Below are 11,041 nucleotides of genomic sequence, written 5' to 3' on the forward strand. Positions count from 1 at the left end.
ACCTTCCCCGCAAGGGGGAAGGAGGGCGCGGGCCTGTCGCCGCCAGGACAGAAGGGGTGACGACCTAGAGCTCGGATGGTTCCGTTTCAACGCCACCCACAAATTGCTCTGGACGCGCGCGTCAAAAATGCCCACAAAGAACAGGCCGGAACTCGTCCGGTTGTATCGTGGCGAATCGTCGGGTGCCGGTTGCGGGCGCCGGCAGGATGAAGGAGCAAACGACCGTCCATGCGTGAGCTGACCACCGGTCCCCGTGTCCTGCTCAGACGCTTGCGCGAGCTGATGGCGGAGCCGCTTGAGCCGCAGGAGCGGCTCGACCGGATCGTGCGCGAGATCGCGCAGAACATGGTGGCGGAAGTCTGCTCCTTCTATGTGCTGCGCTCCGACGGCGTGCTCGAACTTTATGCCACCGAGGGCCTCAACCCGCAGGCGGTGCATCTGGCGCAATTGCGTCTCGGCCAGGGCCTTGTCGGCACCATCGCGGCGAGCGCGCGGCCGCTGAACCTTACCGACGCGCAGACACATCCGGCCTTCACCTACCTGCCCGAGACGGGCGAGGAGATCTACAATTCCTTCCTCGGCGTGCCTATCTTGCGCGCGGGCCGCACGCTCGGCGTGCTCGTCGTGCAGAACCGCACCAAGCGGGCCTACCGCGAGGACGAATTGGAGGTGCTGGAAACCACCGCCATGGTTCTGGCAGAAATGATCGCCACCGGAGACCTGACCAGGCTTGCCCGGCCTGGCGTGGAACTTGATCTTGGCAGGCCGATGAGTTTTTCCGGAGTCTCGTTCAACGAAGGCGTCGGTCTCGGCCATGTGGTGCTGCACGAGCCGCGCATCGTCGTCACGAACCTGTTCAATGAAGATTCGCAGCGCGAGCTGGAGCGCCTCGGGGAAGCCATCGGCTCGTTGCGCATTTCCATCGACGACATGCTGTCGCGCCGTGATGTGGCGGCAGAGGGCGAGCATCGGGCGGTGCTCGAAGCCTATCGCATGTTCGCGCATGATCGCGGCTGGGTGCGGCGGCTGGAGGAAGCGATCCGCAACGGCCTGACGGCGGAAGCGGCCGTGGAGAAGGTGCAGAGCGACACACGTGCGCGCATGATGCACCTGACCGATCCCTATATGCGCGAGCGCCTCAGCGATTTCGACGATCTCGCCAACCGGCTGCTGCGCCAGCTGATGGGGCGCGACATCAAGACGGTCGCCGAATCGCTGGTCAAGGATGCGATCATCTTCGCCCGCTCGATGGGCGCGGCGGAATTGCTCGACTATCCGCGCGAGCGGGTGCGGGGCCTGGTGCTGGAGGACGGAGCGCCGACGAGCCATGTGGTGATCGTCGCGCGTGCCATGGGCATTCCGGTCGTCGGGCAGGTCAAGGGCGTCGTCTCCATGGCGGAGAACAATGACGCGGCCATCGTCGATGGCGATGATGGCAAGGTTCACTTACGCCCGCAATCGGATATCGAATCGGCCTATGCCGAGAAGGTGCGCTTCCGGGCGAAGCGGCAGGCGCTTTACCGGGAATTGCGCGACAAGCCCTCGATTACCAAAGACGGGGTCGAGGTTTCGCTCCTGATGAATGCGGGGCTGTTGGTCGACCTGCCGCAGCTGATGGAATCGGGCGCCGCGGGCATCGGCCTCTTCCGCACCGAACTGCAGTTCATGATCGCCTCGACCTTCCCGCGCGCGGAGCAGCAGGAGCGGCTCTACCGCTCGGTGCTGGATGCGGCGGAGAGCCGTCCCGTCACCTTCCGCACGCTCGATATCGGCGGCGACAAGGTGCTCCCCTATTTCCAGAACCAGGGGCCGGAGGAGAACCCGGCGATGGGCTGGCGCGCCATCCGGCTGACGCTTGACCGTCCGGGCTTGCTTCGCACCCAGTTGCGCGCGCTTCTGAAGGCGGCGGGCGGGCGCGAATTGCGGCTGATGCTGCCGATGGTGACCGAGGTCGCCGAGGTGCGCGCCGCGCGCGACATCATCGAGCGCGAAGTGCGGCATCTGTCGCGCTTCGCCTACAGCCTGCCGACGCGCCTGCGGCTCGGCGCGATGATCGAGGTGCCGTCGCTGCTCTGGCAACTCGATGAATTGATGGCGGCGGTGGATTTCGTTTCGGTCGGGTCGAACGATCTCTTCCAGTTCGTCATGGCGGCGGATCGCGGCAATTCGGCTATTTCCAAGCGCTTCGACCAGCTGTCGCCGACTTTCCTGCGCGTGCTGCGGCAGATCGTAGAGGCTGGAGAGCGTGCGGGCAAGCCCGTGACGCTGTGCGGCGAGATGGCCGGCAAGCCGCTCACCGCCATGACGTTGATCGGTCTCGGTTTCCGGCATATATCGATGTCGCCAGCCGCGATCGGCCCCGTCAAGGCGATGCTCGGCGCGCTCGATGCCGCTAAGCTCAACGTGCTTCTCCTTGAGGCGATCCGCAAGCCGAACGGCAGCCGCTCTCTGCGCGAGATGCTGATTGGGTTTGCGGAAGAGAGCGGGATTCCGTTGTAGCCCCCGCGGCGTCATTCTCGGGCTTGCCCCGAGAATCTACGACGAGAAAAAGAGAAGCAATTACCGTCCTGACAGATATGCCGTCGCAGATTCTCGGGACAAGCCCGAGAATAACGACAGAGGAAATTGAATGATCGCATTGCCGCAGGATCGGATGGACCAGCTTCTGAAGCGTTTCTCGATGATCGAGACGCAGATGGCCGGGAACCCGGATTCCGAAATCTATGTGAAGCTCGCTTCCGAATATGCGGAGCTGGAGGAGGTCGTCGCGAAAATTCGCGCGCTCGTCGGCGCGCGGCGCGAGGCGGAGGACCTTCTCGCCATGCGCGACGATTCATCCGTCGATGCGGAGATGCGGGCGCTTGCGACAGCGGAACTGCCTGAGGTGAACGAGCGCATCGAGACGCTGGAGCGCGAGGTGCAGATCCTGCTGCTGCCGAAGGACGCGGCGGACGAGAAAAGCGCGATCCTCGAAATCCGCGCCGGAACGGGCGGCTCGGAAGCGGCGCTTTTCGCCGGTGATCTCTTCCGCATGTATGAGCGCTATGCGTCGCTGAAGGGCTGGCGGGTCGAAATCGTCTCGGCGAGCGAGGGCGAGGCTGGCGGCTACAAGGAAATCATCGCTACCGTATCCGGCAAGGGCGTGTTCTCGAAGCTCAAATTCGAATCGGGCGTTCACCGCGTCCAGCGTGTGCCGGAGACGGAGGCGAGCGGGCGCATCCATACCTCGGCGGCCACCGTCGCGGTGCTGCCGGAGGCGGAGGATATCGACATCGACATCCGCGCCGAGGATATTCGCATCGACACCATGCGCGCTTCCGGCTCCGGCGGCCAGCATGTCAACACCACCGATTCGGCGGTGCGCATTACCCATATCCCCACCGGCATCATGGTGGTGCAGGCGGAAAAATCGCAGCATCAGAACCGGGCGCGGGCGATGCAGATTTTGCGCGCGCGGCTCTTCGACATGGAGCGTCAGCGGGCCGAGAGCGAGCGATCGGCGGCGCGCAAGAGCCAGGTCGGCTCGGGCGACCGGTCGGAGCGCATCCGCACCTATAATTTCCCGCAAGGGCGCGTCACGGATCACCGAATCAATCTGACGCTCTATAAGCTCGACCGGATCGTGGAAGGCGAACTCGACGAGCTGGTCGATGCGCTGATTTCCGATCATCAGGCGGCGCTGCTTGCCGAAATGGGCGAGAACGCCTGATGGTTGCGGAGCTGACGGCCGCGGAAACGCTCGCCGCGCTGCATGGCAAGGCGCGTGAAAAACTGCGCGCAGTCGATATAGCCACGCCTGAACTGGACGCGCGGCTGCTGGTCGAATGGGCGACGGGGACAAGCCGGCTCGATATGCTCACCGCGCCGGAGCGCATCATCGGTAGCGAGGCGGTGACGGCGCTGGAGGCGGCGCTCGAGCGGCGGCTCAGGGGCGAGCCGGTACACCGGATCATGGGAGAGCGCGCGTTCTACGGGCTCGGGTTTCGGCTTTCGCCGGAGACGCTGGAGCCGCGCCCTGACACCGAGACGCTGGTCGATCTGGTGCTACCCTTCTTGAAAGCGCGAATCGCGGAGAACGGCGCTGCCGATCTCATCGATATGGGGACCGGGACCGGCGCCATCGCCATCGCCCTTCTCGCGCAGCTCGAGGAATTGACCGCCGTCGGCGTCGATATCGCGCCGGGCGCGCTTTTGACGGCGCGGGAGAATGCGAAGCTGGCGGGGGTGTCCAAGCGGTTTGCGGCGCTGAAGAGCGACTGGTTCGCGGAAGTGCCCGGCCTATTCGATCTCATCGTCTCGAACCCGCCCTATATTCCACGCGCCGCCATCGCCGCGCTTCAGCGGGAGGTGCGGGAGCACGACCCGCTCATTGCGCTCGACGGCGGGGAGGATGGGCTCGATTTTTACCGGGCCCTTGCCAGCGGGGGGAGAGAGCGCCTATATAAGGGGGGTGCTGTCGGTGTCGAAATCGGCGCGGGACAGCGAGCGGATGTGGAGGATATCTTCGCCGGGCATGGTTTCCGGCTGATGGAAAGCCTCCCGGATCTCGGTGGGAACGACCGCGCTCTTCTTTTCCGGCTTTGATCGTTCCCTTACCAAAGGTGCTAAAAAAAGCTTGGAATTTCCGGAGAACGCGTTTAGGTTCCACTCACCGTATAAGGCCAAGGCAGGCTTTTGTTCCGCGTATCGCCAAAGCGGTAATTCTGCTTTGTGGTGTTTCACACCGTTACTCCTGACCGGAGTGGTTCATACGGCAGCACGCAACTTTTAGAGATCTTTTATGCGATGGTAGTGCGGGGCGCGCGCCAGTTCGTCACATAACAAACGAGACCCAAAGGCTGTTCACGGCCGGCGGGGATTTGCGCCCCTTAATCTGAAAAGAGAAGAAGTATGAGGCCAGGACAGCAGAACAGGCGCATGCGTGGACGGGGGAACAACAACCGCAAGGGGCCTAACCCGCTATCGCGCAATTATGAAAGCAATGGACCGGATGTGAAGATCCGGGGCAATGCCCAGCACATAGCGGAGAAATATGCGGCGCTCGCACGTGACGCCCAAGCCTCCGGTGACCGCGTCATGGCGGAAAACTATCTCCAGCACGCCGAGCATTATAACCGCATCATCATGGCGGCGCAGGCCAGCGCGCCGGTGCCGTTCCAGCGCGACGAATCCTTCGACGACGAGATGGACGACGAGGATGAGGGCTTCGAACAGCAGCCGGTAGCCGCGGCGCCTGCGCCCGCGCCGAAGCCGATCAATGGCAGCGGTCCGCAGCCGGTGATCGAAGGCACGCCTGCCGAAGTGGTCTTCGGCGAGGATGGCCCCGAGGTGCAGAAGCAGCCCACGGAGCGCCGCGGCCCAGGCCGGCAACGCCGTCCGCGTCCCGAGCGCCCGGAACGGCCCGTGGAGGCCGAGCGCGCGCCGGTGGAAGCGAAAGCCGAAGCCGAGCAGCCGGCGGTCAATGGCGATGCGCCCCATGCGGTGAACGGCGCTGCAAACGGCAGCGCGGCCAATGGAGCCACGGAAGAGGCCGCACCCGTCGAGACGCGCCGTCCGCGCCGCGCCCCGCGCCCACGCCGCACTGCTGCTGTGGAGGCCAATGGCGAAGGCGAAAGCCCGAAGAAGGCGGAAGCCTTCAGCGAGGCCGGCTCCGACGCCTGAGGATGGCTCGGGTTCCCCGGGCGGTTCTATTCAATAGAATTGACAGCATTGCACGGCCTCCCCATGATCGGGGAGGCCGTTTTTGCGAGCGGGTGGGGGAACTTTAAAATGGCGATCGCTTTTGATACACTTGGCTACAGTGCCAGACTGCGCAAAGATGGCTTTACGCAAGACAGGCAGATGCGCTCTCATTTGCAGCGAGGGATTACATCATGCCGGAACTCGTTACGAAATCTGATTTGCAGGCGGCTATGACCACGCTTCAAGGCGAATTTCGAAACGATTTGCAGGTTGCTACATCCACGCTGCGAAGCGAATTGCAGGTTATGGCTTCCGATTTGAGAAGCGAATTTCGAAATGATTTGCAGGGGACGAGATCGGAGTTGCGGGCCGCGATCGATGGCCTGGCGCTCAAAATGACGCTTTTGGTGGGTGGGGCGATCACCGCCGCCGTAGGCATTATACTGGCTGCAATCCCGGTCATTATAAAATAAGCTTTAGCCATACCATTGGATTATTCTTTAGAGTCACGGACATACATCCCGGCGTTCGCTTTTTATTATTTTATTTCTGTTTCCCTTTCAGTCGAATTATTCGCAACATTCTTCATGCGTTTTGACCGGCGTGTGAGGGCTGCTGCGCCTTGCCGGGTCCGGCCCGCTTTCCCATATGAATTGGGGCGCCGGGTGGATCAGAGTCGCCAGCGCCTTCGCCGGTGCCTAAAGGGGCCGGGAAGAAAAAGGAGACGGTCATGAATATCGAAAAATATAGCGAGCGCGTGCGCGGTTTCATCCAATCGGCTCAGTCCTTTGCGCTCTCCCAGAACAACCAGCAATTCATGCCGGAACATTTGCTCAAGGTCCTCGTCGATGACGATGAGGGGCTGGCGAGCTCGCTGATCGAACGGGCAGGCGGCAAGATCGCCGATGTGCGTCTCGGGTTGCAGGCGGCACTCGACGCGCTGCCCAAGGTTACCGGCGGCAACGATCAGCTTTACCTGTCGCAGCCGCTGGCAAAGGTGTTCACTACCGCCGAGGAACTGGCGAAGAAGGCGGGGGACAGCTTCGTCACCGTCGAGCGGCTTCTGACCGCGCTTGCCATCGAGAAATCGGCGAAGACCTCCGAGATACTTTCGCGCGCCGGGGTGACGCCGGCACGGCTCAACCAGGCGATCAACGACATCCGCAAGGGGCGCACTGCCGATTCGGCATCCGCTGAAAGCAGCTATGACGCGCTCAAGAAATATGCACGCGACCTGACTGCCGACGCCCGCGCGGGCAAGCTCGATCCGGTCATCGGGCGCGACGACGAAATCCGCCGTACGATCCAGGTGCTGTCGCGCCGCACCAAGAATAATCCCGTGCTGATCGGTGAGCCGGGCGTCGGCAAGACCGCGATCGCCGAAGGGCTGGCGCTCAGGATCGTCAATGGCGATGTCCCTGAATCGCTGAAAGACAAGCAACTGATGGCGCTCGACATGGGCGCGCTCATCGCCGGCGCGAAATATCGCGGCGAGTTCGAGGAGCGCCTCAAGGCGGTGCTTTCGGAAGTGCAGTCGGCGGCGGGGCAGATCATCCTTTTCATCGACGAGATGCACACGCTGGTCGGCGCGGGCAAGGCGGATGGCGCAATGGATGCGTCCAATCTCCTGAAGCCCGCTCTGGCGCGCGGCGAACTCCACTGCATCGGCGCAACGACGCTCGACGAATACCGTAAATATGTGGAGAAGGACGCCGCGCTCGCCCGCCGGTTCCAGCCGGTCTTCGTCAACGAGCCGACGGTGGACGATACGATCTCGATCCTGCGCGGTCTCAAGGAGAAATATGAGCAGCACCATAAGGTGCGCGTTTCCGACTCGGCTCTGGTGGCGGCGGCTTCGCTGTCGAACCGCTATATCCCCGACCGCTTCCTGCCTGATAAGGCAATCGACCTCGTGGACGAGGCCGCGTCGCGCCTGCGCATGCAGGTCGATTCGAAGCCCGAGGAACTGGACGAGATCGACCGCCGCATCATGCAGTTGAAGATCGAACGCGAGGCGCTCAAGAATGAGAAGGATGCGGCCTCGAAGGACCGGCTCGAAAAGCTCGAGAAGGAGCTGGCCGGTCTCGAAGAGGAATCGGCGCGGCTCACCTCCGTCTGGCAGGCGGAGAAGCAGAAGCTGGGCCTCGCCGCTGACCTGAAAAAGCAACTGGACGAAGCACGCAACGCGCTCGCCATTGCGCAGCGCAGCGGCGAATTCCAGAAGGCGGGCGAGCTTGCCTATGGCAAGATTCCGCAGCTCGAAAAGCAATTGGCCGAGGCCGAAAGCAGCGAGAACAAAGGCTCGATGCTGGAAGAAACCGTTTCGTCCGATCACGTGGCGCAGGTCGTCTCGCGCTGGACCGGCGTTCCCGTCGACCGGATGCTGGAAGGCGAACGCGAGAAGCTTCTGCGCATGGAGGACGAGCTTGCCAAGCGCGTCGTCGGCCAGGGCGAAGCAGTGCAGGCGGTTTCGAAGGCCGTGCGCCGTGCCCGCGCCGGATTGCAGGACCCGAACCGGCCCATCGGCTCGTTCATCTTCCTCGGCCCCACCGGCGTCGGCAAGACGGAGCTCGCCAAATCGCTCGCGGCCTTCCTCTTTTCCGATGAGACGGCGCTTTTGCGCATCGATATGTCGGAATATATGGAGAAGCACGCGGTCGCCCGGCTCATCGGCGCGCCTCCCGGCTATGTCGGCTATGACGAGGGCGGTGTGCTGACCGAAGCGGTGCGGCGGCGCCCCTATCAGGTGATCCTGTTTGACGAGATCGAAAAGGCGCATCCCGACGTCTTTAATGTGCTGCTGCAGGTGCTCGATGACGGGCGGCTCACCGACGGGCAGGGCCGCACGGTCGATTTCCGCAACACGGTCATCATCATGACCTCCAATCTTGGGGCCGAGTATCTGGTTGGTCTTGGCGAGGACCAGGATGTGGAAACGGTGCGCGACGAGGTGATGGCGGTGGTGCGGGCGGCGTTCCGTCCGGAATTCCTCAACCGCGTCGACGAGATCATCCTCTTCCACCGGCTGAAGCGCAAGGACATGGACAAGATCGTCGATATCCAGCTCGAGCGGCTGCAGAAGCTCCTCACGGACCGCAAGATCACCATCGAGATCAACGACGAAGCCCGCAACTGGCTGGCGCAGAGGGGCTACGATCCCGCCTATGGCGCGCGTCCCCTGAAGCGCGTCATCCAGAAGGAAGTGCAGGACCCGCTCGCCGAGCATATTTTGCTGGGCGACATTCTCGACGGCTCGACGGTGAAGATCACCAACGGTTCCGACCGGCTGAATTTCCGCGCGAAAGCGCCGGCCAAAGCGGCGGAAGCAGCCTGATTCGATAGGGAGTAGGGAATAAGGAGTCGGGGGATGTGCTCCCTTACTTCCTTATTTCCCTACCGCCAATTTTCCTTTCCCTCGCGCCGCCATTTTCATGTCCAGTTCATCCTCCATGGGAAAAATTCAGATAGGATCGCAGCCTCGCGATTCGTTGGGGACTTTCTGGTATATTCATGCAGCGCGTTTCTTCCCTCTTTCAGCTTGCCTTGCTCGCCTCCGCAACCGGCACGATGTTTTCAAGCGCCGCCGAGGCGGGGCCATTCGAGGGAAAACGCGGAGCGGGCGGCGAGGGCACGATCCAGCTCGCGCAGCTTTACGACCCCGGCGAGGAAGTCTATCGCGACGGCCGCATTCGCATTTACCTCGACCCGATGGGGCGCCGCATCACCATGGACCGCCGCGGCCGCATCCTGTCGGTCGAAGAGCCGGACCGGCGCGTTCGCCGCGCGCCTCCGCCTGAAGACAATTGGACATTGGACGGCCCCGGCGGTGGCGGCGATCCCTATGACGGGTTCAGCGATGCGCCTGACGATGCCTATGCGCGCTATCCCGACGCGCCGCCGGTCGATCCCTATTACGAGCCGATCCCGCGGGGCACCTATCGGGGGAACATGGACGGGCAGGTCGAGCGCTCGGATCTGCCGCCGCCCGACGCCTCCGCATCGCTTGGAGACGATTCGCGCCAGCCAGCCATCGAGGCTCCGCGCGGCGTGCCCGCGCCCGATGAGATGACCCCGGCCATAGAGATGCCGAAAGGCGAGGGCGCGAAGGCGAAGATCGCGGCCTACCAGGTGCTGCTCGACCGGGCCGGCGCCTCGCCCGGCGCCATCGACGGGCGCGCGGGCAGCAATGTCGACAAGGCCATCGCCGCCTATGGCGAACTGACCGGCAAGTTCCTCGACCCCTCGGATGAGGCGGCCATCAATGCGGAGTTGGAAGCGACGGGTGGTCCGGCCTTCGTGGAATACACCATCACCAATGAGGATGTGGGCCGGCAATATGTGGCGTCGATCCCGGAAGACTATGCGCACAAGGCGCAGCTTCCGGCGATGGCATATACGTCCGTAACCGAGATGCTGGGCGAGCGTTTCCATATCGACGAGGCCTATTTGAAGGAAATCAATCCGGGCGTGAATTTCAACCAGCCCGGCTCGGTTGTGCGCGTCCCCAATATCGGCCAGCCCGTCAAAGCCAAGGTGGCGCGGATCGTCGCCGACAAGATCCGCAAGCAGGTGCGCGGCTATGACGAGACGGGCAGGCTGGTGGTCGCCTATCCCTCGACCATCGGTTCCTCCGATACGCCCTCGCCCTCCGGCATCGTGCAGGTCGAGCGCATCGCAATCAATCCGAATTACACCTACAATCCGAAGATCAATTTCAAGCAGGGCAATAATGACAAGATACTAACCATCCCGCCCGGCCCGAACGGCCCGGTGGGGACGGTTTGGATCGCGCTGTCGAAGCCGACCTACGGCATCCACGGCACGCCCGAGCCGTCCAAAATCGGCAAGACATCCAGCCATGGCTGCGTCCGCCTGACGAACTGGGATGCGGAGGAGTTGGTCAAGCTGGTGAAACCGGGCGTGACGGTGGAGTTTTTGGATTAAAGTTGGTTGCAGTTAGATTGGAAACGCTGGCGGGACAGTACCCCCCTCTGTCCTGCCGGACATCTCCCCCTCAAGGGGGGAGATTGGATGCGACATCCGCTTTCGCCAGTCGCTGACGCTGCAGAATAGAGCGCCGCCGTCAATGACGGCTAGAGCGGGATGATTTCAAGTTCGTTCATATCCCGCTTCCTTGAAGTAATTTTGGCATTCCGTAGGGGAAACGGTTTGGAGGATGGCTGCGAGGGCCTGATAGATTGCGTCGCGGCTTCTGGCCTGGGCCTCGCGTAGCCAGTGCTTGATCTTGGCGAAGAGCTTTTCGATGGGATTGAGATCGGGGGAGTATTTGGGCAGGAAGAACAGTTTGGCTCCGGCCTTGCGGATCGCGGCGCGAATAGCTTTTGCCTTGTGTGAGCCC

General features: G+C 62.7%; 8 protein-coding genes. 7 read left to right on the forward strand and 1 reads right to left on the reverse strand.

Translation table 11 applies throughout. The features are described from left to right. The first annotated feature begins 228 nt into the window (after nucleotides 1-228). The 7 genes from ptsP (at nucleotide 229) to ACOWVG_RS06545 (ending at nucleotide 10,626) form a co-directional block, all read left to right on the forward strand. Entirely contained in the window at nucleotides 229-2,499 is a 2,271-nt protein-coding gene (gene ptsP / locus ACOWVG_RS06515; RefSeq protein ID WP_420960745.1) for a phosphoenolpyruvate--protein phosphotransferase, read from the forward strand. A 130-nt stretch (nucleotides 2,500-2,629) separates the two neighbouring features. After that, nucleotides 2,630-3,709, forward strand: coding sequence for a peptide chain release factor 1 (gene prfA, locus ACOWVG_RS06520; protein ID WP_420960746.1), 1,080 nt, complete (start codon nucleotides 2,630-2,632; stop codon nucleotides 3,707-3,709). Continuing rightward, nucleotides 3,709-4,584 (forward strand): peptide chain release factor N(5)-glutamine methyltransferase, encoded by an 876-nt coding sequence (gene prmC, locus ACOWVG_RS06525; protein ID WP_420960748.1) that lies wholly within the window; start codon nucleotides 3,709-3,711, stop codon nucleotides 4,582-4,584. Before prfA ends, prmC begins: the two co-directional genes overlap by 1 nt. A gap of 306 nt (nucleotides 4,585-4,890) precedes the next feature. Continuing rightward, nucleotides 4,891-5,661, forward strand: coding sequence for a DUF4167 domain-containing protein (locus ACOWVG_RS06530; protein WP_420960749.1), 771 nt, complete (start codon nucleotides 4,891-4,893; stop codon nucleotides 5,659-5,661). Nucleotides 5,662-5,873: 212 nt separating this feature from the next. Continuing rightward, on the forward strand, nucleotides 5,874-6,155 hold the full coding sequence (locus tag ACOWVG_RS06535; protein WP_420960751.1) for a hypothetical protein: 282 nt from the start codon (nucleotides 5,874-5,876) through the stop codon (nucleotides 6,153-6,155). Between the two features lie 257 nt (nucleotides 6,156-6,412). After that, nucleotides 6,413-9,016 (forward strand): ATP-dependent chaperone ClpB, encoded by a 2,604-nt coding sequence (clpB, locus tag ACOWVG_RS06540; protein ID WP_420960753.1) that lies wholly within the window; start codon nucleotides 6,413-6,415, stop codon nucleotides 9,014-9,016. Nucleotides 9,017-9,192: 176 nt separating this feature from the next. Further along, nucleotides 9,193-10,626, forward strand: coding sequence for a L,D-transpeptidase (locus ACOWVG_RS06545; RefSeq protein ID WP_420960755.1), 1,434 nt, complete (start codon nucleotides 9,193-9,195; stop codon nucleotides 10,624-10,626). 165 nt (nucleotides 10,627-10,791) lie between these two features. On the opposite strand, the gene ACOWVG_RS06550 is transcribed toward ACOWVG_RS06545, so the two are convergent. Continuing rightward, a partial coding sequence (locus tag ACOWVG_RS06550; RefSeq protein ID WP_420960757.1) for a transposase occupies nucleotides 10,792-11,041 on the reverse strand: 250 nt, incomplete at its 5' end.

The organism is Brucella sp. IR073, from assembly GCF_049065735.1.
Classification (GTDB): domain Bacteria; phylum Pseudomonadota; class Alphaproteobacteria; order Rhizobiales; family Rhizobiaceae; genus Paramesorhizobium.

Bases quoted from the DNA above. Each gene is read 5' to 3' on its own strand.
- ptsP (WP_420960745.1), top strand. From the start codon at position 229: ATGCGTGAGCTGACCACCGGTCCCCGTGTCCTGCTCAGACGCTTGCGC.
- prfA (WP_420960746.1), top strand. From the start codon at position 2,630: ATGATCGCATTGCCGCAGGATCGGATGGACCAGCTTCTGAAGCGTTTC.
- prmC (WP_420960748.1), top strand. From the start codon at position 3,709: ATGGTTGCGGAGCTGACGGCCGCGGAAACGCTCGCCGCGCTGCATGGC.
- ACOWVG_RS06530 (WP_420960749.1), top strand. From the start codon at position 4,891: ATGAGGCCAGGACAGCAGAACAGGCGCATGCGTGGACGGGGGAACAAC.
- ACOWVG_RS06535 (WP_420960751.1), top strand. From the start codon at position 5,874: ATGCCGGAACTCGTTACGAAATCTGATTTGCAGGCGGCTATGACCACG.
- clpB (WP_420960753.1), top strand. From the start codon at position 6,413: ATGAATATCGAAAAATATAGCGAGCGCGTGCGCGGTTTCATCCAATCG.
- ACOWVG_RS06545 (WP_420960755.1), top strand. From the start codon at position 9,193: ATGCAGCGCGTTTCTTCCCTCTTTCAGCTTGCCTTGCTCGCCTCCGCA.